Here is a 21,321-nt window from a genome sequence, read left to right on the forward strand (position 1 = left end):
GCGCCGTGATTCCCGTCCATCCCCAGCCGTACCCCGGCCACCCAGACCGGCTGCGCTGGATCGTCCCGGCCGGCGTGCTGACCGTCGTCGGCCCGCTCGCGGCGGTCCCGGCACCGCTGGCGGCACTGCTCACCGATGGCACTCTCGCCGAGATCGTGGTGGAGCCGACCGCGGTGGTGACAGGTCTCGGGCCCGGCCACCATTGGCCGATCGACGGGTCCCGGGTGCGTACCGCGATCCACGCGGCCCTCGACGAACCGGCCGGCTGGATCCCGGCGCACGACACCGGTGACAACGGACTCGACGCGGTGCTGTTCACACTGGCGCGGGACCTGCTCGACGGAACGGTCGGCCAGTTCGCCCGCTCCCACGGCGGCCGCATAGAGCTGGTCGGCGTGCACGACGGCGTCGTGACCGTCCGCCTTACCGGCGCCTGTCACGGCTGCCCCGCCGCCCGCATCACGCTGCACCAACGCCTCGAACGCGAACTACGCCGACGATACCCCGCCCTGCGGGCCGTCGTCGACGCCTCATCGAGTACCACAGCGTCGACCCCGAAGCCGAGTCCACGGCTCTGGTGGGAGAACCGCGACTGAGGTGGTCGCGGAAGGACAGGACACGACGACGCCGGGCTGCCGGAGTTGACCGAGTCCTCCGTCCTCGTCCAAGATTCAACGTCGCTGTGGGCAAGTCCAGTGCGCCGTCAAAGAGCCGTACTCCATACGGGTGGCGGGTATCGGTCGAGCGGCGTTGACGGTAGCCCACCGAGGGGGCTGGTTATGAGGCGCCAACACATGCCGTTGGTGCGGTACTCATGAGGTCATCCTGCCGGGCGGTGCGTGGAAACCGGCGGACGCCGCTTACCCGTGCCCTCCGTGGTCGCCGTGCCCGGATGAGGCAGCCGACGGGGTGGGAAGGACCACCGACACGCGGGCCGCCGCCGACGTCGGAGGTCGAGGGGCGTAGCTGATTCCGTTCGGCTGCTTGCCCACCTTGACGGTCGCGACCGTGGCGCGGGTCGGCAGGTCGATGACGGAGACCGTGGAGTCGTAGACGTTGGTGACCCACGCCCGTCGGCCGGTGGGATCGACGACCACGCCATGCGGGCCTGATCCGGTGGCGATACCGCCGGTGGCTGTCATGGTCGCCGTGTCGATCACCGACAGGGCGGTGCCCGGCTTATCTGCGCTGCCCTGGTCGGCCGAGAGCAGACTGCTGCCGTCCGGGGTCAGGTAGACCTGCGCCGGTGCGGCCGGCACCTCGACCCGCCCGGCAATCGTGCGCGCGTGCAGGTCGACTTTGACGACGTTCGGTGGCTGGGCGACGCTGGCGTACGCGTACCGGCTGTCCGGGGAGACGGCCACCTGGACGACAGGACCGCCGACCGGCACGGCGGCGATTTTCGTATCGGTGCGGGCGTCGATCACATCGACCGTACGGGCCTTGAGGTTGGCCACCACCAAGGTGGTGCCGTCCGGGCTGGAGCGCAGCCCGTGCGGACCGCCGCCGACGGCGATGGTGCCAGCCGGGGTCAGGTCGGCGCGGTAGACGGACACCGTACCGGCATCGTAGTTCGTGACGTAGGTCTTCTGACCGTCCGGCGTCAGCACCACGTGGGACGGGCCGGCACCGGTGGCGGCAGCATCAGCGAGGCGATACGTGGCGGTGTCCAGGACGACCACCGTGCTGGCGTGTCCGCTGACCGCGTAGACACGGTTGCCGTCCCGGTCGATTTGAACGTTGTGCGGAGCCTCGATGCCCACGACCGTGGTCACCACCGTGCTGGCGGCGGCGTCAATGACCGACAGGCTGTGCCCGCCCTCGTTGGCCACCCACACCACACCCGCAAGCCCTGCGGGCGACGGGTCCGACGTGCGCGAACTCGGGCTGGCCGTCGGGCTGTCCGCCGAAGCGCATCCTCCGGTCAGAACGGCCATCGTAGCGACACCGGCGACGGCCGTGCGCATTACCCGCACTCTCATTTGTCTCCTCCTGCGCCCCGCTCGATCTGACGGGCCGCTCCAATTGGCGCCGGACGGCGAAAGATCACCGGTACCGGTCCACGGTGACCGGGGCCGCAGCGAGATGTCGACGATCTGGTTTGGAAGCCACGGGGAGCCATGGATCCGCGACGATGCCGGCCGCGTCAAGCGCCGCGCATCGCCAGTGCAAGGAACGCTGTGCCCATCGCGGTGAACACGGCGCCCAGCGCGAACACGAGCACGGTGATCTGCCAGGCCTGGTAGGCGCCGAGTAGCGCCCCGCGCAGGCTCTGACCCATGAACGCGGTCTCGCGCAGCCGGGCCAGCCGTTCATCGGTCCGTCCGCCGGCCATCCACTCGTCGGCGATCTCGGCGTAGGTGCGCCCGCCGGTCGCCTTCGTCACGTGGGCGCCGATGAGGTCGGCGAATGCCCTGGCCTGCGTTCCGGTGTGCACCGGCGTTCCGGCGTAGCGGTGCAGTCCGGCGGGCAGGCCGTTGTCTGAAGGGAAGCTGATGCGCTGTTGAGCCAGTTCCTTGGTGATGCTTCTGCGGCCCGCCAGGCCCTGCACGATCATGGTGGGGCCAGCGACGAGAAGAACTATTGCGGTCAGCCCAAGAAGGATCTCCATCATGCTCACCAGCGTCGAGGACTCGACACCTGGGCGGCAGGGCACCAAGTCCCGCGACCGATACGGCCACAAGTCCCGTCGTGGCGACCTCTACGGGCCATCGGAGGCAAAAGGTGACGCGGGCGCGGACCTGCTCGCCGCGGCGCCGCCGGACGGAGTCATGGCAGCGGCGGCTTCGACGACCAACGGGAAGGAGCCGTTCGGCTTCAACCTCGTCATAGTCGGCGTGCCGGCGTTTACGGACACCGCGGCGACTGAGCACGAGGTGTCCGTCCGGCACGATGTCGTGGCGCCGTAGCGTCGCCTCGACGCAGACGAGCGGGCAGCCGTCCAAGGCCAGCACGGCGCGACCCGAGCGCGCGAGGCGTACCAGGGACGGCACGTCGCCGCCGAGGCCGGCGATGCAGGACATCTCGGCGGCACCGAGGCGGTCGAGCTTGATCGCGAGGGCGTTCGCCATCTGCGCAGCGCTGGAACAGCCGGAACACGAGTAGACGAGCGGCAGGTCAGCGACCGGCCGATCGGCGGGGCGTGCCGGTTGCTGTCCGCCTGGGCCGGCGTCCCCGGCTCGCTGCCCCGTTTTGCCCGTCACGACTGACCTCCGGTAGCGAGCGGATGGGCCGTCGAAGGGTCGGACCCGGCTCCCGACGCGGCCAGTGCTTCGATCAGGTCGGCGAGGTAAGGAAATGAGCCGGGCCGATAGGCGCACGCCGGTTCTTCGGCGTGGACGTCACCGGTCACCGCGTACGCCCGGGCGCGGGACCCGCCGCACACGCTCCGGAATTCACAGGCGCCGCACCGGCCTTTCAGCTGGGCGGGGTCGCGCAGGGCGGTGAACAGCGGCGCTTCCCGGTAGATGTCGACCAGTCGTTGCGAGCGGACGTCACCAGCCGGTAGCGGGAGGAAGCCGCTGGGGTGCACCTGGCCCCGGTGGCTGACGAAGACGAACCCGTTGCCGGCGCTGACTTGCAGTGGTGGCCGCCGGGGCCGCTGCCGTCCGCAGGTCAGGCCCAGGTCGTCGATGCGCTGTCGCAGCCGCCGGTACAGCGGTCCGAGGCTGAGGGCTTCGATGGCGGGTACGCCGCGGCGGGTGAGGATCGTGCGTTGCAGGCAGACCCGGCGGAAGTGGTGGGCTTCGGTGGTCTTGACCGGGATGGTTTCGCCGAGGTCGTAGAGGATGTTGAGGACGTCCTCGGTCTCGGCGGCGTCGAGGCCGGCCAACGTGCGTCCCCGGCCGGTGGGCACGAGGAAGAACACGCTCCAGAGCATGGCGCCGCGGTCGCGGATCTGGACGGCGATGTCGGGCAGGTCGTCGACGGTGCGGCGGGTGACGGTCGTGTTGATCTGGACCTTCAGGCCGAGGTCGGTGGCGTCGTGCCAGGCACGGGTGGTCAGTGCGTACACTCCGTCGACACCGCGGAATCCGTCGTGCGCCGCCGCTGCTGCGGCATCGAGGCTCAGCGAGATCGCGCGGGTGCCGGCGTCCCGCAGATCGGCGAGTGCCTGCCGGGTGAGCGTCGGGGTGCCGGAGGGCGACACCGACACGGCCAGTCCGAGTTCGGTGCCGCGGCGTACCAGGGTCATCAGGTCGGGTCGTTGGAAGGGGTCGCCGCCGGTGATGACGAACAGCGGCGCCGGATGGCCGAACTGTGCCACCTGTTCCATGAGATCGACGGCCTCGTCGGTGGTCAGTTCCTGCGGGTCGCGTCGTGGTCGGGCGGAGGCGCGGCAGTGCTGGCATGCCAGCGGGCAGGCCTGGGTCGCTTCCCAGATGACGATGAACGGCCGGTCGGCTGCGGAGTGCCGGAGCCGGCGTACATCACGGGTGCGATGGTGCGGCCTGGGATCGGGTGCGGCGCTGTCGTGCGCGATGGACGGTTCGGCAGGCGGCACAGCGGCTCCTTGATTGAGTGCAGAAGACCGTACGTGCGGAAAGGGTCGGCATCGGCTCCTGGCGACGCCGTGGCGGCTCCGGCCGTCTTCTGGTCACGCGTCCACCCTCGGTACGGCCCAGGTGACGAGGCAAGAGGAATGACGACACCAGAACGGGGGTCCAACGTCCCGAGATTTTGCGGATCTGCGGGAATCGCGGCTACGGCATCCGGCAATCTCTGAGGTATCCACTGGTGTCCGCATCTTCAGTCACCCGTGCGCGCCCTGCTGCTGAGGTCTGCGTCGGGACGTTCGGCCCTACCGCCGAGATCCGTGGTCGCTTGTGCTGGACATCTCAGTCCCGTCAGGGCTGGAACCGGCCCGACCGCAGCACGTATCGGCCGGCGCCTCGACGGCCGATACGGCGAAGGATTGTGATGGACGACCGACGCATACTGCACGAACTGTCCCGGCACGAGGCCCTACGGCTGCTGGCCGGCGTCGCCATGGGCCGGGTGGTCTTCACGCAGCGGGCGCTGCCAGCAATCCGCCCGGTGAACCACATCCTCGACCAGGGAGATGTCATCATCCGGACCAGTCTCGCCTCGTCGGTCGCCGACACCGTTATCCGCCGGCCGGACACGGTGGTCGCCTACGAGGCGGACCTGATCGACCCGGATACCCGACAAGGATGGAGCGTGGTCGTCACCGGTATCGCCCGCCTGGTCGACAACGCCCAGGACCGGACGCGGTACGAGGCGTTGTTGCGCCCCTGGGTGCAGAACCAGGCCGACGGTGTGCTGCGCATCCGTCCGGACATCGTCACTGGCTTCCGGCTTACGCCCCCTGACTGACCTCACCGCCTCAACCGTGCCGCAGGGCGGTCCGGCGCAGGACCAACGACCCTGTTCGCTCGACATAAACGTGGCACAAGCTGGAGTTAACCGGCATCTTGAGGGAGAGCATCTATGAAGTCAGCTGTGGTGTCGCCCCAGCGAGTCGTCGCGCGGGTGAGCCTGTCGTCGCGTGACCGGTGCAGGAGGCGACCGTGAAGCGATTGACAGTCGCCGCCACGGTGGCCGCCCTCATGTTGACCGGATGCGCGTCACGCAGCGACGGCACCACCGAAATTACGCCCAGCGGTGCTGTGGCATCGGCAGATGCCACAGCGCTGTTAGCCGAATATGGGCTGGCGGGTAAGGACACGGTGCAGGTCATCGACCACCTTGACCGGTTGACCCTCGAGCAGCGCCCGGCTGCCGATCTCAAGGCGTCGGTACGCCCGCACGAACTCGTGCTCTCCCGCGGCGGGCGGCAGGCCAGCCTCGCTGTCCCCGGCGACCGTTTCTATCTGTCGGTGGCCCCGTACGTGAACAAAACCCACGACTGCTTCCATCACTCGCTGACCACCTGCAAGGGGGAGCTGGCCGCCGAGGACGTAGGAGTCCGCATCGTGGACGAGACCCACGACGAAGTCCTCCTCGACGAGGTGCGGACAACCTTCGCCAACGGATTCGTCGGCTTCTGGCTGCCCCGCGACATCAACGGCATCCTGCAGATCACCTATGGCAGCAAGTCCGGCCGGACGAAGATCACCACTGCCAAGGAGTCGCCGACCTGCCTGACCACGCTGCGCCTGACCTGACACCGCTCAGTGCGAGCATCGCCGTTGCTGTCGCCCGGCACCCGGCCGCTGGCCGACGAAAGGCTGCCAGGCCGAGATGGCGCTGCAGCCGAACACGCAGGCCGGGCTACACCGAACCAGAAACTCCGACGCGAAAGTGGATGACGGGAATGGGTAAGCAGCAGCGAGCGACATCCCGCAAGGCTCAGGCGGCCATCGTCGCGCAGCGCGGCAGGCAGATCAACTGGGTGCTCACAGTCGGCGGATTGATCATCGTCGGTCTGGTGGCCGCTATCGGGATCGTGGCGTTCAACGCCACGAACAACGACGAGCCCACCGCCGGCAGCGGAAAGCTGGTCACTCCAGCCAATCTCACCTCGACCGGGGCGATCCCGGTGGGCAAGCCGGCCGCGCCGGTGACCGTGGAGATCGTCCTGGACTACATGTGCCCGGCCTGTGGCAAGTTCGAGCAGGCCAACGGCGGCGAACTGGACCGGCTCATCCAGGCCGGCACGACAAAGGTCGAATTGCGGCCGATCTCGTTCCTGGACCGCACCTCGCAAGGCACCAGGTACTCCACCCGGGCCGCCAACGCGATGGCCACCGTCGCCGACCGCGCCCCGGACAAGGTGTGGGCGTTCAACAATGCCCTCTACGACAGTCAGCCCCAGGAAGGCACCCGCGGGCTCAGCAACCAGCAGATCGCCGACCTGGCCATCCAGGCCGGAGTCGGCCAGGCCGTGGTCGACGCGTTCGACGAGCGCATCTTCGAACCATGGGTCGCCAATGTCACCGAAGCCGCGTTCGCCTCCGGCGTGCAGGGCACCCCGACCGTGAAGATCAACGGCACGGTGTTCGAAGGCGACGTGTACCGCCCGGGTCCGCTGACCCAGGCCATCGAAGCCGCAGCCAAGAGCGGCACATAGTGACCGAACTGCTGACCACGCTGCACCGGATCAGGCACGCCAACGCCTGGATCTTCGGCACCATGCTCGTTTCGTCGGTGCTGAGCCTGATCGCCTCGTTCGTGCTGTCGGTCGACGCTGTCAAACTCGCCGCCGACCCCACCGCGGAGCTGTCCTGCAACATCAACCAGGTGATCAGCTGCGGCACGGTCGCCGCGGCCTGGCAATCGCAGCTGCTCGGATTCCCGAACGCGTTCCTCGGGTTGATCGCCGAACCGGTGGTGATCACCATCGCGGCGGCCTGCCTGGGCGGCGTGCGGTTCCCGCGCTGGTTCATGTTCGCCGCACAGGTCGTCTACGCCATCGGGTTCGGATTCGCGTACTGGCTGTTCTACCAATCGATGTTCCACATCGGCGCGCTGTGCCCGTGGTGCCTGCTGGTCACCATCTCCACCACCCTGGTGTTCGCCACCCTGACCCACGTCAACATCCGCGACAACAACCTGTTCCTGCCGGCCCGGCTGCAGACCGCTCTGGCCAGCGGGCTGCGGGCGAACCTGGACCTTGTCATCGTGGTGATCTGGTTGCTGATCGTGGTGCTCGCGGTCGTGGTCAAGTACGGCGACCTGCTGTTCGGATAAGTCAGCACACCTGCGCGACGCGTCCTGATTCGGCTTGCATCACCGAACTGAGCGAACGCCGCTGACAAGGCGACGAAGAGTCTGCAGACGTCGGCGCAACTTGCCCTGACGCCGACGCATGGTATTGGAGATTTAGTCGACCTGAATGTACACGATGGGTGAGTTCCTCGTCACCACGAAGCCGTCGAACAGCGCCCACACTCCATGTCCGAGGCGAGGCCTGCGCGGTCGGCGAGCACCAACGGCGTTCGTCGCTCCGCCACCGCGGCAGGCAACGGCACCGATTATTGCCGAACGGCCTGGCGGACTCGGCCGCATGGCGGTGTGACAAGGTGCGCTCATGGGAAAATCGTCACTGACCGCCCTCGCCCGCCAGCAACTCATCATCGCGCGCGACGCTTCCAGCGGGCGCAGCGCGTCAACGGTGTACGGCGGTCATGAGCACACCCTGCGCCAAACCTTGATCGTGCTGCTAGCCGGCCGCCGGTTGGACGAGCACGAGAACCCTGGTGAAGCCACCGTGCATGTGCTGCTGGGGCGGGTTCGTCTGAGCTCTGGTGACGTCGCGTGGGAAGGCTCGGCCGGTGACCTCATCGTCGTGCCCGACGCCCGGCACGCACTCGAAGCGCTTGAGGACTGCGCTGTGCTGCTCACCGTGGCCAAGCACAACTGAGACGACCACGATCCTCGACACGACGACGAGTGAAACGCCCCGCCTGCACGGTGTGGACAGGCGCTCTCGCTTGCCTGGTTGCCTTGACCTGCGCGAAATCCAAAATCCAGCACAATCCAGGGACGTGTTGGTATCGTCCGCGGCAACGACGCTGTCGCCCGGCGACGCTGTGGTTCTGGTCGTCTCACATGCGCCCCGCCCGCCCTCGCCGAGATCGAGGGCCCGCTCCGGCGGGCAGATCCGTGCCCGATCGTGCAGTCCGGGCCTGAGGTGGGGCAGGTGTGCCTGGAAGGTCTGGCTGTGGTCGCCTGACCCCGTCCTCCTCCGGCCGGACCCTGTCTCAACGACGAATGTAGGACTAGGGAACAAAGACCCTGTTCGGCCGGACGGAAAGCGGAAACCCTGGCAGGGATGTCGCGCCGGACGACCTGAGCCGATGGCGACCCGGCAGCTGCGACGCTAAGGACAGTGGAGACGACAATGAGCACACGGGGTCCCCGGGCAGTCTCGCCGGGCGCAGCGCAGGCAACCGGTGGGCAGCGGACGGTGATGCTGGTCCTGGCCACCGTCGGGTTCGCCGTCAACTTCTGGGCTTGGGCCCTGCTCAGCCCACTGGCCCCGAAGTTCAAAGACGTGCTGCAGCTCAGCGCGTTCCAACAGGCTCTGCTGGTCGCGGTCCCGGTCGTGGTCGGCTCGGTGGGCCGGATCCCGGTCGGGGCATTGACGGACCGGTTCGGCGGCCGGATCATGTTCCCGCTGGTCTCCCTGACGACGATCGTCCCGGTGCTGTATCTGGGTCTGTCCGGGCACACCTCACTGACAGGCCTGCTGGTGGGCGGGTTCTTCCTCGGTATCGGCGGCACCGCGTTCGCCGTCGGCGTGCCGTTCGTCAACGCCTGGTTCCCGCCGGAGCGGCGAGGGTTGGCGATCGGCGTGTTCGGCGCCGGCATGGGCGGCACCGCGATCAGCGCGCTGACCACCGTCAAACTCGTCACCGCCGGAGCGACCGCGACCCCGTTCGTGGTCACCGCGATCGCCCTGGGTGTTTACGCGGCACTGGCTGCACTGCTCCTGCGCGACGCACCCGGCCGGACCCTGCCGGCGGGAACACTGTCACGGCGACTGGCTGACACCGCACGTCTGCGGGTCACCCGGCAGGCGGCCGCCCTGTACGCCGTCCTCTTCGGCGGCTACGTCGCGTTCTCCGTCTACCTGCCCGCCTACCTCAAGACCGCCTACGGGCTCACCCAGGCCGACGCCGCCAACCGGATGGCCGGCTTCGTGCTGCTCGCGGTGGTGATGCGCCCGTTCGGCGGCTGGCTGGCCGACCGCTTCGCCCCCACCCGCGTCCTGGCCGCATCGCTCGCCGTGGTGGTTGTCGGCGCGGCTGTACAGGCGTTCACCCCCGGTCTCGCGCCGCTGGGCACGATCGCTTTCCTGTCCATGGCCGCCGCATTGGGTGCCGGCAGCGGCGCGACCTTCGCCCTGGTCGCCCTGCTGGCACCGCAGAATCAGGTCGGCTCGGTCACCGGCATCGTCGGCGCAGCCGGCGGACTCGGCGGGTTCGTCCCACCACTGATCATGGGCGCTCTCTACGGCCAATACGGCTCCTACGCCCTGGGCCTGGCAGCCCTCGCCGTCGTCGCACTCGCCGCGTTGGCGCTGACCGTCACCGCTGTCGCCAAGAACGTCAGCCAAACGTCCGTCGGCGCCCAGAGCCACCCGATCCACCGCACCTCAGGCAAGGGAAGTACCGCTCATGTGTGAATACTGCGGGTGCCAAGCCGTGACCGCGATCGACGACCTGACCCGCGAACACGACCTGGTCGTCAACCTCATCGGCGAGGTCCGTACCGCCCACGCCGCTACCGACACCGCTCGCATGGCAGAACTGGCCCGGCAGATCACCGACGTCCTCGAACCACACACGTATGTCGAGGAACAGGGCCTGTTCCCGGTGCTGGCGGCAGACTTCCCCGACCACGTCACGGTCCTGCAAGCCGAGCACCGGCACATCGAAGCGGTCCTGGGTGAAACCGCCGACGGCGTGCCCGCCGACCCGAGCTGGCCCGGCCGGCTCGTCGAGACCCTGGACCTGCTCCGCGAGCACATCCTCAAAGAGCAGGACGGCGTCTTTCCTGCCGCTCTGGCCAGCCTGAACCCTGAAGACTGGGACGCTATCGACACCATCCGGGCGACGGTAGGCACATTGTTGCCCGCTCCCGGTCGCTGATCACATGTCCTACACCCGAATGTTCTGTTCCAGTGACTGTCCCGGGTCGGTTTCGTGCCACCGTTGATCATGCGCTTCGCCAATGGCCGCACCGACTCGTATGCCATCGGGCTGTGGCGGCTGTCGGCAACCGCGCCCTTGACCCTGCTGCCGACCCTGACCGTCGTACGCCGGACGGCGCGTCGACACGACGAGGAGATGTCCATCTCATGACGACCGCCCAGAACCCCCGCGACCACACCGGCACTGCGGAGGAACCCTCTGATCGGCCGGGTTTGGACGGTCCGCTGGGCGAGGCCCTGGTGCGCACCCGTCGCTACTTCACCAAGGGCACGGTCTCCGATGACCTGCGGACCCTCACGAAGCGGGGTGGTCGTCAGGCCGACGACTTCTATCGGGACCGGTGGAGCCATGACAAGGTGGTCCGCTCGACGCACGGGGTGAACTGCACGGGGTCCTGCTCGTGGAAGGTCTACGTCAAGGACGGCATCATCACCTGGGAGACCCAGCAGACCGACTACCCGTCGGTCGGCCCGGATTCCCCGGAGTACGAACCCCGCGGCTGCCCGCGCGGCGCGGCGTTCTCCTGGTACACCTACTCGCCGACCCGCGTCCGCTATCCCTATGTCCGCGGCGTCCTGCTCCAGATGTTCCGGGAGGCCAAGAAGCAGCACGACGGTGATCCGGTGCGCGCGTGGGAGCACATCGTGGAGAATCCGCGGCGGGCGAAGGCCTACAAGTCCGCCCGCGGCAAAGGCGGCCTGGTGCGCGCCACCTGGGAGGAGGCCTGCGAGATCGTCGCCGCCGCGCATGTCCACACGATCAAGAAGTACGGTCCCGACCGGGTGGCCGGCTTCTCGCCCATTCCGGCGATGTCGATGGTCTCGCACGCGTCGGGTGCGCGATTCATGAATCTGGTCGGTGGCTCGATGCTGAGCTTCTACGACTGGTACGCCGATCTCCCGGTCGCCTCCCCGCAGGTCTTCGGTGACCAGACCGACGTTCCGGAGTCGGGCGACTGGTGGAACGCCGGCTACTTGATCATGTGGGGCTCCAATCTCCCGGTCACCCGTACCCCCGACGCACACTGGATGACCGAGGCCCGATACCGCGGCCAGAAGGTGATCGCGGTCGCGCCCGACTACGCCGACAACGTGAAGTTCGCCGACGAGTGGCTGCCCGCCCGACCGGGCACCGACGGCGCGTTGGCCATGGCGATGGGCCACGTCGTGCTCAAGGAGTTCTTCGTCGACCGGCAGACGCCGTATTTCACCGAGTACGTCAAGACCTACACCGACCTGCCGCACTTGGTGAAGCTCGACGACGCTGGTGACGGCGCCTTCACCGCGGGTAAGTTCCTGACGGCCGCCGACCTGGCCCCCACCGTCGCGGCGCAGGAGAACTCCGCCTTCAAGACCGTTCTCATCGACGCCCGCACCGGTGAGCCGGTCGTCCCGAACGGCTCGCTCGGTCACCGGTTCGGCGACGCCGGTATCGGCCGGTGGAATCTTGACCTCGGTGATGTCGACCCGCAGCTCTCCCTGCTGGAAGGTGCCGAGGAGACGGTTCTGGTGCGGATGCCACGCTTCGACACTGCGGATGGCGCGGCCGCGGACCTGCCCCGCGGCGTCCCGGTTCGCCGGGTCGACGGGCACCTCGTCACCACGGTCTTCGACCTGCTGCTCGCGCAGTACGGCGTCGGCCGGGACGGCCTGCCGGGGGAGTGGGCCCGCGGCTACGACGACGCGACCGCGCCGTACACCCCCGCCTGGCAGGAGGTGATAACCGGTGTCAAGGCCGCCACTGCGGCCCGGATCGGGCGGGAGTTCGCCGCGAACGCCGAGGAGTCGCGTGGTCGATCGATGATCGTCATGGGGGCCGGCACGAATCACTGGTTCCACTCCGACACGATCTACCGTGCGTTCCTGACCCTGACCAACCTCACCGGATGCCAGGGGGTCAACGGCGGCGGCTGGGCGCACTACGTCGGGCAGGAGAAGGTCCGCCCGATCACGGGCTACACACAGATCGCCAACGCCCTCGACTGGAACCGCCCGCCCCGCAACATGGTCCAGACGGCGTTCTGGTACTTGCACACCAACCAGTTCCGGTACGACCAGTTCGGCGCCGACACCCTCGCCGCCACCACCGGCAAAGGCCAGCTGGCCGGCAAATCCACGGCCGATGTCATCGCTCAGAGCGCGCGGATGGGCTGGATGCCGTCCTACCCTACGTTCGACCGCAACCCGCTCGACCTCAGCGACGATGCGGCCGAGGCCGGCAAGCCGGTGGGCGCGTACATCGTCGAGCAGCTCCAGTCCGGCGGGCTCAACTTCGCCGGTGAGGACCCCGACGCACCCCAGAACTACCCGCGCATCCTCTCCATCTGGCGGGCCAACCTGCTCGGCTCGTCCGGAAAGGGCAACGAATACTTCCTCAAGCACCTGCTCGGCACCGATTCGTCGGTACGGGCGACGGAGACATCGGAGGAGAAACGCCCGGTCGACGTCACCTGGCGGGACGAGGCCCCCGAGGGCAAACTCGACCTGCTGATGACGATCGACTTCCGGCAGACCAGTACCACGATCTTCTCCGACGTCGTTCTCCCGGCGGCAACCTGGTACGAGAAGCACGACCTCAACACCACTGACATGCATCCCTTCGTGCACTCCTTCAACCCGGCGATCGCGCCTCCGTGGCAGACCCGGACCGACTGGGACGCCTGGCAGGGCATCGCATCGAAGTTCAGCGAGCTCGCCGCCACCCACCTCGGCGTCCGTAAGGACGTCGTCGCGGTCCCCCTCACCCACGACACCGCGGACGCGATGGCCAACCCACACGGGGTCGTACGCGACTGGAAGAAGGGCGAGTGCGAGCCGGTTCCCGGCGTCACCATGCCCAAGCTCGTCGAGGTCGAACGCGACTACGGCGCGGTCGCCGAAAAAATGAACGCACTCGGCCCCCTGGTCGACACCCTCGGTGCCACCACCAAGGGCGTCACTTTCGAGCTGGGCAAACAGGTCGAATACCTACGGCGCAAGAACGGCGCCGTGCGCGGTGGCGTGGCCGACGGCCGCCCGTCGCTGAAGAAGGACGTCAACGTCTGTGAAGCGATCCTGGCCATGTCCGGGACCACCAACGGGCATCTGGCCACCCAGGGCTTCAAGACGCTCGAGAAGCGCACCGGTGTCCGGCTGGCTGACCTCGCCGAGGAGCACGAAGGCAAGCAGATCACCTTCGCCGACACCCAGGGGCCCCCGGTTCCGGTGATCACCTCACCGGAGTGGTCGGGCTCCGAGACAGGTGGGCGACGGTACTCGCCGTTCACCATCAACGTGGAACGCAAGAAGCCCTGGCATACCCTGACCGGCCGGATGCACTTCTACCTCGATCACGACTGGATGACCGAGCTCGGCGAAGGGCTGCCCGTCTACCGGCCACCGCTCAACATGGCGGCACTGTTCTCCGAACCGGTGCTCGGCAACGTCTCCGACGGGACGGGAGCCGGCGAGGTCGAAGGGCTCACGGTGCGGTACCTGACCCCGCACAACAAGTGGTCCATCCACTCGGAGTACCAGGACAACCTGTTCATGCTGTCGCTCTCCCGCGGAGGCCAGAACATCTGGATCAGCGACCGCGACGCGGCCAAGGTCGGCATCCAGGACAACGACTGGATCGAGGCGGTCAACCGCAACGGCGTCGTGGTCGCCCGGGCGATCGTGTCCCACCGGATGCCCGAGGGCACGGTGTACATGTACCACGCCCAGGACCGGTTGATCGACGTACCGATCGCCGAGACCTCCGGCAAACGAGGCGGCATCCACAACTCCCTCACCCGGATCCTGGTGAAGCCGTCCCACATCATCGGCGGCTACGCCCAGCTCACGTTCGCGTTCAACTACCTCGGCCCGACCGGCAACCAACGCGACGAGGTCACGGTCATCCGCAAGCGCTCACAAAACGTGGAGTACTGACATGCGCGTCATGGCCCAGATGGCGATGGTGATGAACCTCGACAAGTGCATCGGCTGCCACACCTGCTCGGTGACCTGCAAACAGGCGTGGACCAACCGCACCGGCACCGAGTACATCTGGTTCAACAACGTGGAGACCCGCCCCGGTCTCGGCTACCCCCGGACGTACGAGGACCAGGAGAAGTGGAAGGGCGGCTGGGAGCTCAACAAGCGCGGCAGGCTGGTACTCAAGGGAGGCGGGCGGTTCAAGAAGCTCCTCACGATCTTCTCCAACCCCAAGCTCCCCTCGATCGGGGAGTACTACGAACCATGGACCTATGACTACTCCACACTCACCGACGCCCCCGCTCAGGAGCACACACCGGTCGCGCGCCCGAAATCGCTGATCTCCGGCAAGGACATGAAGATCGAGTGGTCGGCCAACTGGGACGACGACCTCGGCGGATCCACCGCGACCGCGCACCGTGACCCGATGCTGAAGAAGATCAGCGACAAGGTGAAGTTCGAATTCGAGCAGACCTTCATGTTCTACCTGCCGCGGATCTGCGAGCACTGCCTCAACCCGTCGTGCGCGGCGTCCTGCCCCAGCGGGGCGATCTACAAGCGTGCGGAGGACGGCATCGTCCTGGTCGACCAGGACAAGTGCCGGGGCTGGCGGATGTGCGTGTCCGGCTGCCCGTACAAGAAGATCTACTTCAACCACAAAACCGGCAAGGCCGAGAAGTGTACGTTCTGCTTCCCGCGGATCGAGGTCGGCCTGCCGACCGTCTGCTCCGAGACGTGCGTCGGCCGGCTGCGCTACATCGGCCTGATGCTCTACGACGCCGACAAGGTCCTCGAGGCGGCGTCGACCGAGGACGACCACGGACTCTACGAGGCACAACGTGAGGTCTTCCTGGACCCGTTCGACCCCGACGTCATGCGGGAGGCGGAGAAGGCAGGGATCGCCCGCGACTGGATCGAGGCCGCGCAACGCTCCCCGATCTACGCCCTGATCAACACCTACCGGGTCGCGCTGCCGCTGCACCCGGAATACCGCACGATGCCGATGGTCTGGTACATCCCACCGCTGTCGCCCGTGGTGGACGTCGTGCAGGAGACCGGTGAGGACGCAGAGGACAAGGGCAACCTGTTCGCCGCGATCGACGCCCTGCGCATCCCCATCGAATATCTCGCGGAGCTCTTCACCGCGGGCGATGTCGGACCGGTCGACGCCGTGCTCAAAAAGCTGGCCGCCATGCGCTGCTACATGCGCGACATCAACATGGGCCGCGACCCCGACGGCGCCATCCCGGCCGCCGTCGGGATGAGCGAGGAAGACATGTACGACATGTACCGGCTCCTCGCGATCGCCAAGTACGACGAGCGCTACGTCATCCCTCCGGCGCACGCCGAGCAGGCGCACTCCCTGGAAGAACTCGCGACCGAGTGCTCGGTCTCCGCGTACGGCGGCGGGCAACAGGACCTCTTCGGCGAGGGCTCCGGCGCACCGACGCCGATCGCCGTCGAGAACTTCCAAATGCTTCAGGACCGCCAGACAGCCGACACGCTCGCATCGCCCACCGACAAGGGCGCGCGGGTCAACCTCCTGAACTGGGACGGCAAGGGCTCACCCCCGGGACTCTTCCCGCCGAGGAAGACCGACTCATGAACCGCCGACCGAAGGCCGGCCTCGCACCGCACCAGCTGACGATCACATGGCAGTCGGTGTCGCTGCTGCTCGACTACCCTGAGCCCGAGATGCTGGCGCGCCTCGACCTGATCCGGGACGCCTCGCAGCAGTTGCCGGTGACCATCGGAGAATCGATCCGCGGGTTCGCGGACCACCTGGCACAGACACCCCTGCCGCAGCTGCAGGCCGAATACGTCAAGACGTTCGACAACCGTCGCCGCTGCAACCTGTTCCTGACCTACTTCGCCCACGGCGACACCCGCAAGCGCGGACTGGCCCTGCTGCGGTTCAAGCAGACCTACCTCAGCGCCGGCTACGAGCTCGACGACACGGAGTTGCCCGATCACCTCTGCGTGGTGCTGGAGTTCGCCGCGACCGTAGATCAGGAGCGGGGCCGGAGCCTGATCCTCGATCACCGGGCCGGGCTGGAACTGCTGCGTGTCTCGCTCGCCGATCTGTCCTCGCCATGGGCGGCCCTGATCGACGTGGTCTCGGCGACCCTGCCGGCGCTGCGGGGTGACGAGCGGGATGCCGTACGCCGTCTCGCCGCCGAAGGCCCCCCGGAAGAGGAAGTGGGACTGGCACCGTTCGCCGCACCGCAGTTCAGCGCCGGCACCGCGCCGAAACCGACCCTCTTGCCCACGCCGTCATTCCCAGGAGCACGCCGATGAACGAGTTCCTCTTCGTCGTGGTGCCCTACATCTGCCTGACGACCTTCGTCGTAGGGCACCTGTGGCGCTACCGCTATGACAAGTTCGGGTGGACCACCCGGTCGAGCCAGCTCTACGAGAACCGCCTACTGCGCATCGGAAGTCCACTGTTCCACTTCGGAATGCTCGGAGTCGTCGGTGGCCACATCATCGGTCTCCTCGTGCCGCAGTCGTGGACGGACGCGGTCGGGATCAGCGAGCACAGCTATCACGTCGTGGCCGTCACGGGCGGTCTGCTCGCCGGCGCCGCGGCGCTGGTCGGAATGGTGATCCTGATCTACCGCCGCCGCACGGTCGGTCCCGTCTTCTCCGCGACCACCCGCATGGACAAAGTCATGTATGCGTTCCTCGCGGTCGTGATCGCGCTCGGAATGTGGAACACCATCGCCGGCTCGATCATGACCGTCGGTGGTGAGTACAACTACCGCGAGGGCGTCTCGGTCTGGTACCGCTCCTTCCTAGCCTTCCAACCCGACGCCAGCCTGATGGCGACGGCCCCACTGGGCTTCCAGCTGCACGCACTGTTCGCCTTCGGCCTCTTCGCACTGTGGCCCTTCACCCGGCTCGTACACGTCTTCAGCGCACCCGTGGGCTACCTGACCCGCCCCTACATCGTCTACCGCACCCGTGACGACCAGCTGGGCAGCCACCGGCCCCGGCGCGGCTGGGACCGAATCTCACAATGAGCCCTCGGACGCGCGTCTCTGATGTCGGCGAGCACGCCGTCGACCCGTGCGAGGGCACCGTCGAGACCGGAACACCGGTCCGGGAGGTCATGCTTCGGCACCCGAAGACTCTTTCCGCTCGTGCTTCGATCACGCGGGCACATGCAGCCTTGAGCAACGACCATGTGCACCTGGTGCTGTTGACCGAAGGCAGCAGGCTTGCCGGGACCTTGACCCGGGCCGACCTCCCGCCGCCGGGGACCCTCGGTCCGGCACTGGACTGGTCGACGCTCGTGGGCCGTACCGTGTCACCGGGCACTCCGATGACTGTGGTGCACGACTTGATGATCAGTCAGGGAACCCGACGCGTGGCCGTGGTCGACGCAGACGGATCGCTGCTCGGCCTGATGTGCCTCAAACAACGTAGGACAGGATTCTGCTCCGACGCCGACGTCGAAGCCCGGTCACGAAGCCGTGACGAGGTGACGTCTCAGCGCGTCCGCTCATCGGCTGACTCGAGAATGGGCAGTGAGTAGCAGCGTCGGGCTGTCATGAAGCTTGCTCCGGGGTCGTGGTAGCGGGCAGCGCACAGGCCCGGCCCACGGGCCCGGCCCAAGGACATCCGACGGGGCGTGGTAGGTGCTCATGCCGCTGACGGAGGCTGGCCTTGGGTAGCGAGCCGCTGTTGCACTCGGTGGACTGCGGAGCGTAGGAGGGGTTCGCGCTGGGCGTGGACGGCCGCGTTGGGGGAGTCGGGGCCGTGTCGGTGCAGCATGTCGGCCAGGCGGTGCTCGACGGTCATGATCCGCCCATTGGGGCCGACGGTCTGATCGGCGTAGATCAGCGCGTCGCTGACCGGTGAGGTTTCCCGGGGGAAGCGGTCGATCTCAGCGGCGAGCCCTCGGGCTCGGGCTACGAGCAGCGCTGCGGAGTGGTGCGCGACCAGGCCGGCTATTCGGCTCGGCCACCCCGCGGCGTGCAGGTGGCGGGCGCCATCGACCGGGTGGAAGCCGATGTCGCGCAGCTCGGCGGCGTACCCGATGTCGTGCATCCACGCCGCCGCGAGCAGGATGTCGGCTTCGCTGTGCGACCCGGCGGTATCGGCCACCTCTTCGGCCCGCCGCGCCACCCCGATCGTGTGCCGCCAGCGCTCGGGCAGATCTGCCAGGAGCCGCTGGGCAAGGTCACGGGCGCGGTGGACATCACCGGTGGGGCCGTGAACGCCGGTCATAGCCCCAGAGTAACGACACGACTACGCTGGCGGGTGAACGTGAGGTGACGACCATCGCCGCTCACCGCCAGAACCGCAACCCTGACCATCCCCTCGATTCGACGGCCGGCGTCTCGAGACCAGCCCACACGCCTCTGCAGACGTGACGGTTTCGTGACCACGTGAATTCTTCGTCGCGATGGTCGACGGCATGTGGGCAGGGTCGTAGCCTGACCGTTCGGGAAAGCCACGGGTAACGGAAGGTAACGCGATGAGCGGTGCGACGCTCGATGTGCAGACCAGTCCGGACGGCACCCTGGTCATCCATCCCCACGGCGTCCTCGATGCCGACAACACAGTCCAGTTACGGCGCACGATCGTGCACGCCGTGCGCCGGGTACGACCGCTGCGACTGGTCATCAACCTGAGCGACCTGCAAGACCTCGATGCCATCAACCTCGGCGCTCTCGCCGCCGCCTGCGACCTCGGTGACGACCACCAGGTCAAGGTCTTTCTCGACTACTGCTCACCGATGATCGCCCAGCGCCTCGCCGCCGCTGGCGTCCCCAGTCACCGCCTTCGCCAGCACGTACGCGCGGCCTAAGCCGACCCGCGACTCGCCCGATACTCGGGGGCGGTGTTCACAGTCCAGTCGCCTCCGGCCGGGCACCAACTTGCCGTAGTTGCCTGAACCGGTGCGGATACGCCCCCGCGGCCAAGCCCGGCAGCCTAACCAAAGTTGTTCCAACCCGCCTGCGAGTCCGTTGTCCGCCCGCCTCTTGATCGCACAGCCATCCCGGCGTTAAGCGGGCCTTCAGCTGTAGTCATACGGTGTTCATTCCGATGAACTAATGTCCCCGCCGCTGCGCTGCCAAGCTGGTGCACGAGGGTCACGCTGGTGCACCGGGAGGCGAGGTCACATGTCGAGCACCGGGGCGCCACCTGCGGCCGAGCCTGCACTGGTGCGCAGGCTGGGCCTCGCCGACGCGGTCATCGTGGGGCTGGGATCGATGCTGGGCGCGGGAGTCTTCGCCGCGTTCGGGCCAGCGGCGGCCGTCGCCGGGTCGGGGCTGCTTATCGCGCTCGGGATCGCCGCTGTCCTGGCGTACTTCAATGCCACCGCGTCGGCGCGGCTGGCTGCCCGGTATCCCCAGTCCGGCGGCAGTTACCTGTACGGCCGGGAACGCCTCGGTCCGGTGTGGGGATTCATCGCCGGGTGGGGCTTCGTCATCGGTAAGACGGCGAGCTGCGCGGCGATGGCGCTGACCGTCGGCGCGTACACCTGGCCGGAGCACCAGCAACTCATCGCCGCCGGCGCTGTGCTGGCCGTCACGGCGGTCAACTATCTCGGCGTGGCCAAAACGGCTCTTATCACCCGCATCCTGGTGGCATTGACCCTCGCGGCGCTGACGGCAGTGGTCATCGCCACCCTCGGCGGCGGGACGGCTGACCCGGACAACCTGACCGGCTGGACCGTCGGCGGCCCGCTCGGCATCGCGCAGGCTGCCGGGTTGTTGTTCTTCGCGTTCGCCGGGTACGCCCGCATCGCGACCCTCGGCGAGGAGGTCCGCGACCCCCAACGCACGATCCCGATCGCCGTCCCCCTCGCCCTGGGCATCGTGGTGGCCATCTACGCCCTCGTCGCGTTCAGCGCGCTGCTCGCGGTCGGCCCCGAGGAACTCGCTGCTACCAGTGCCCCACTGGCCGCCGCCGCAGCGGCAGGTGACCTTGGCTGGTTGGCCGGCGCCGTCCGGATCGGCGGAGCCGTGGCCAGCCTCGGCGTGCTGGTGGCGTTACTGGCCGGGATCGGGCGGACCGCCTTGGCCATGGCCCGCGACCACGAACTACCCGGGTGGCTTGGTGCGATCCACCCCCGCTACCGGGTTCCACACCGCGCCGAGATCCTGCTAGGGCTGACCATCACCGCGATCGTGCTGATCGTCGACGTCCGGACCGCGATCGGGTTCTCCAGCTTCGCGATCCTCATCTACTACGCCATCGCCAACGCAGCCGCCTTCACCTTGACCGGCCCGCATCAACGGTGGCTGCGACCCATGACCGCCCTCGGCTTCCTCGGTTGCCTCGCGCTCGCGGCGACCTTGCCCGGCGCCAGCGTCGTGGCCGGAGCCGCAGTCCTCGCCGTGGGCGTTGTCGGCCGGGCGGTCATCCAGAGATGGCCACCCTCCAGCAACCGTTCCTGAATTGGCGGGCTCAGGGTGGGCCGGAATCCGCGCCGCCCGGTTGTGGCTGGGTGCGCTCACGGAATCGCACCGTGACGCATGGCTCGGTGCCTGCTTGGCGGTTGGCGGTGGGGGCGGCAACGGTCAACGGTGCCCCCGTTTACCCCCCGAAAACCCTTGCCAAGGGTCCACAGCGCGTCACAAGCGTTGATAAGTTCACGATTGCATCTGTGCAGGTCAGGGGCGAATTTTGACTATTGATGACGAGTTAGAAAGCGTGACGGTCGGTAAGAGGGGGTCAGGGGTTCAAATCCCCTCAGCTCCACCACGAAACAGCAGGTCAAGGGCGGG

At 67.8% G+C, this 21,321-nt stretch carries 21 protein-coding genes and 1 pseudogene; 17 read left to right on the top strand and 5 right to left on the bottom strand.

Annotated elements, in window-relative coordinates:
- The first annotated feature begins 5 nt into the window (after window positions 1-5).
- On the top strand, window positions 6-596 hold the full coding sequence (locus tag FHG89_RS14930; RefSeq protein ID WP_139584989.1) for a NifU family protein: 591 nt from the start codon (window positions 6-8) through the stop codon (window positions 594-596).
- Window positions 597-860: 264 nt separating this feature from the next.
- On the opposite strand, the gene FHG89_RS14935 is transcribed toward FHG89_RS14930, so the two are convergent.
- Both FHG89_RS14935 and FHG89_RS33765 read right to left on the bottom strand, forming a co-directional pair.
- Window positions 861-1,832 carry a YVTN family beta-propeller repeat protein gene (locus tag FHG89_RS14935; protein ID WP_167517432.1) on the bottom strand — a complete coding sequence of 324 codons (972 nt, stop codon included), beginning with the start codon at window positions 1,830-1,832 and terminating at the stop codon, window positions 861-863.
- Between the two features lie 314 nt (window positions 1,833-2,146).
- The gene (locus FHG89_RS33765; RefSeq protein WP_167517430.1) at window positions 2,147-2,614 is read right to left on the bottom strand and encodes a hypothetical protein; all 468 of its coding nucleotides are present in this window, start codon (window positions 2,612-2,614) and stop codon (window positions 2,147-2,149) included.
- Between FHG89_RS33765 and FHG89_RS34140 the strand changes: the two genes are divergently transcribed.
- Window positions 2,613-2,909: a hypothetical protein gene (locus FHG89_RS34140; protein ID WP_167517431.1), complete on the top strand. Its 297-nt coding sequence runs from the start codon at window positions 2,613-2,615 to the stop codon at window positions 2,907-2,909. The genes FHG89_RS33765 and FHG89_RS34140 overlap by 2 nt on opposite strands.
- On the opposite strand, the pseudogene FHG89_RS34445 reads toward FHG89_RS34140, so the two are convergent.
- Window positions 2,865-3,071, bottom strand: a pseudogene (locus tag FHG89_RS34445) (putative zinc-binding protein); the annotation flags it as partial. The gene FHG89_RS34140 and the pseudogene FHG89_RS34445 sit on opposite strands and share 45 nt — an antisense overlap.
- Window positions 3,072-3,199: 128 nt before the next feature.
- Window positions 3,200-4,504: a TIGR04053 family radical SAM/SPASM domain-containing protein gene (locus tag FHG89_RS14950; RefSeq protein ID WP_280116071.1), complete on the bottom strand. Its 1,305-nt coding sequence runs from the start codon at window positions 4,502-4,504 to the stop codon at window positions 3,200-3,202.
- A gap of 416 nt (window positions 4,505-4,920) precedes the next feature.
- On the opposite strand from FHG89_RS14950, the gene FHG89_RS14955 reads away from it, so the two are divergent.
- From FHG89_RS14955 to FHG89_RS34450, 13 genes are all read left to right on the top strand, one after another.
- Window positions 4,921-5,337: a pyridoxamine 5'-phosphate oxidase family protein gene (locus FHG89_RS14955; protein ID WP_139584992.1), complete on the top strand. Its 417-nt coding sequence runs from the start codon at window positions 4,921-4,923 to the stop codon at window positions 5,335-5,337.
- 194 nt (window positions 5,338-5,531) lie between these two features.
- Entirely contained in the window at window positions 5,532-6,128 is a 597-nt protein-coding gene (locus FHG89_RS14960) for a CueP family metal-binding protein (protein ID WP_139584993.1), read from the top strand.
- Window positions 6,129-6,277: 149 nt separating this feature from the next.
- Complete coding sequence (locus tag FHG89_RS14965) at window positions 6,278-7,033, top strand: DsbA family protein (RefSeq protein WP_139584994.1); 756 nt, start codon at window positions 6,278-6,280, stop codon at window positions 7,031-7,033.
- The gene (locus FHG89_RS14970; protein WP_208760980.1) at window positions 7,033-7,653 is read left to right on the top strand and encodes a vitamin K epoxide reductase family protein; all 621 of its coding nucleotides are present in this window, start codon (window positions 7,033-7,035) and stop codon (window positions 7,651-7,653) included. Before FHG89_RS14965 ends, FHG89_RS14970 begins: the two co-directional genes overlap by 1 nt.
- Before the next feature lie 340 nt (window positions 7,654-7,993).
- On the top strand, window positions 7,994-8,326 hold the full coding sequence (locus FHG89_RS14975; RefSeq protein ID WP_139584995.1) for a cupin domain-containing protein: 333 nt from the start codon (window positions 7,994-7,996) through the stop codon (window positions 8,324-8,326).
- 480 nt (window positions 8,327-8,806) lie between these two features.
- A complete protein-coding gene (locus FHG89_RS14985; protein WP_167517434.1) occupies window positions 8,807-10,093 on the top strand; it encodes an MFS transporter in 1,287 nt (428 codons plus the stop codon).
- A gap of 19 nt (window positions 10,094-10,112) precedes the next feature.
- Window positions 10,113-10,559 (top strand): hemerythrin domain-containing protein, encoded by a 447-nt coding sequence (locus FHG89_RS14990; RefSeq protein WP_244295467.1) that lies wholly within the window; start codon window positions 10,113-10,115, stop codon window positions 10,557-10,559.
- A gap of 54 nt (window positions 10,560-10,613) precedes the next feature.
- Window positions 10,614-10,772, top strand: a complete 159-nt coding sequence (locus FHG89_RS14995) for a hypothetical protein (protein WP_208760981.1) — start codon at window positions 10,614-10,616, stop codon at window positions 10,770-10,772.
- The gene (locus FHG89_RS15000) at window positions 10,769-14,533 is read left to right on the top strand and encodes a nitrate reductase subunit alpha (RefSeq protein WP_208760982.1); all 3,765 of its coding nucleotides are present in this window, start codon (window positions 10,769-10,771) and stop codon (window positions 14,531-14,533) included. The genes FHG89_RS14995 and FHG89_RS15000 overlap by 4 nt, the downstream gene beginning before the upstream one ends.
- Window position 14,534: 1 nt before the next feature.
- Complete coding sequence (gene narH, locus FHG89_RS15005; RefSeq protein WP_139584997.1) at window positions 14,535-16,184, top strand: nitrate reductase subunit beta; 1,650 nt, start codon at window positions 14,535-14,537, stop codon at window positions 16,182-16,184.
- A 56-nt stretch (window positions 16,185-16,240) separates the two neighbouring features.
- Window positions 16,241-16,876: a nitrate reductase molybdenum cofactor assembly chaperone gene (gene narJ / locus FHG89_RS15010; protein ID WP_208760983.1), complete on the top strand. Its 636-nt coding sequence runs from the start codon at window positions 16,241-16,243 to the stop codon at window positions 16,874-16,876.
- Window positions 16,873-17,601, top strand: coding sequence for a respiratory nitrate reductase subunit gamma (gene narI / locus FHG89_RS15015; protein WP_139584999.1), 729 nt, complete (start codon window positions 16,873-16,875; stop codon window positions 17,599-17,601). Before narJ ends, narI begins: the two co-directional genes overlap by 4 nt.
- A gap of 89 nt (window positions 17,602-17,690) precedes the next feature.
- Window positions 17,691-18,116 (top strand): CBS domain-containing protein, encoded by a 426-nt coding sequence (locus tag FHG89_RS34450; protein WP_425280178.1) that lies wholly within the window; start codon window positions 17,691-17,693, stop codon window positions 18,114-18,116.
- A 107-nt stretch (window positions 18,117-18,223) separates the two neighbouring features.
- On the opposite strand, the gene FHG89_RS15025 is transcribed toward FHG89_RS34450, so the two are convergent.
- Entirely contained in the window at window positions 18,224-18,811 is a 588-nt protein-coding gene (locus tag FHG89_RS15025; RefSeq protein WP_139585001.1) for an HD domain-containing protein, read from the bottom strand.
- 250 nt (window positions 18,812-19,061) lie between these two features.
- On the opposite strand from FHG89_RS15025, the gene FHG89_RS15030 reads away from it, so the two are divergent.
- Together FHG89_RS15030 and FHG89_RS15035 are read left to right on the top strand one after the other, a co-directional pair.
- Window positions 19,062-19,394: an STAS domain-containing protein gene (locus FHG89_RS15030; protein ID WP_139585002.1), complete on the top strand. Its 333-nt coding sequence runs from the start codon at window positions 19,062-19,064 to the stop codon at window positions 19,392-19,394.
- A 316-nt stretch (window positions 19,395-19,710) separates the two neighbouring features.
- Window positions 19,711-20,991 carry an APC family permease gene (locus tag FHG89_RS15035; RefSeq protein ID WP_139585003.1) on the top strand — a complete coding sequence of 427 codons (1,281 nt, stop codon included), beginning with the start codon at window positions 19,711-19,713 and terminating at the stop codon, window positions 20,989-20,991.
- Window positions 20,992-21,321: the final 330 nt, after the last annotated feature.

Source organism: Micromonospora orduensis (assembly GCF_006228125.1).
Taxonomy (GTDB): domain Bacteria; phylum Actinomycetota; class Actinomycetes; order Mycobacteriales; family Micromonosporaceae; genus Micromonospora; species Micromonospora orduensis.

What these genes read in the sequence shown, in the direction of transcription:
- FHG89_RS14975 (WP_139584995.1), top strand. Translation starts at nt 7,994, where the DNA reads ATGGGAAAATCGTCACTGACCGCCCTCGCCCGCCAGCAACTCATCATC.
- FHG89_RS15025 (WP_139585001.1), bottom strand. Translation starts at nt 18,811, where the DNA reads ATGACCGGCGTTCACGGCCCCACCGGTGATGTCCACCGCGCCCGTGAC.
- narH (WP_139584997.1), top strand. Translation starts at nt 14,535, where the DNA reads ATGCGCGTCATGGCCCAGATGGCGATGGTGATGAACCTCGACAAGTGC.
- FHG89_RS14955 (WP_139584992.1), top strand. Translation starts at nt 4,921, where the DNA reads ATGGACGACCGACGCATACTGCACGAACTGTCCCGGCACGAGGCCCTA.
- FHG89_RS34450 (WP_425280178.1), top strand. Translation starts at nt 17,691, where the DNA reads ATGCTTCGGCACCCGAAGACTCTTTCCGCTCGTGCTTCGATCACGCGG.
- FHG89_RS15000 (WP_208760982.1), top strand. Translation starts at nt 10,769, where the DNA reads ATGACGACCGCCCAGAACCCCCGCGACCACACCGGCACTGCGGAGGAA.
- narI (WP_139584999.1), top strand. Translation starts at nt 16,873, where the DNA reads ATGAACGAGTTCCTCTTCGTCGTGGTGCCCTACATCTGCCTGACGACC.
- FHG89_RS15035 (WP_139585003.1), top strand. Translation starts at nt 19,711, where the DNA reads ATGTCGAGCACCGGGGCGCCACCTGCGGCCGAGCCTGCACTGGTGCGC.
- FHG89_RS34140 (WP_167517431.1), top strand. Translation starts at nt 2,613, where the DNA reads ATGCTCACCAGCGTCGAGGACTCGACACCTGGGCGGCAGGGCACCAAG.
- FHG89_RS14965 (WP_139584994.1), top strand. Translation starts at nt 6,278, where the DNA reads ATGGGTAAGCAGCAGCGAGCGACATCCCGCAAGGCTCAGGCGGCCATC.
- FHG89_RS33765 (WP_167517430.1), bottom strand. Translation starts at nt 2,614, where the DNA reads ATGATGGAGATCCTTCTTGGGCTGACCGCAATAGTTCTTCTCGTCGCT.
- FHG89_RS14985 (WP_167517434.1), top strand. Translation starts at nt 8,807, where the DNA reads ATGAGCACACGGGGTCCCCGGGCAGTCTCGCCGGGCGCAGCGCAGGCA.
- FHG89_RS15030 (WP_139585002.1), top strand. Translation starts at nt 19,062, where the DNA reads ATGAGCGGTGCGACGCTCGATGTGCAGACCAGTCCGGACGGCACCCTG.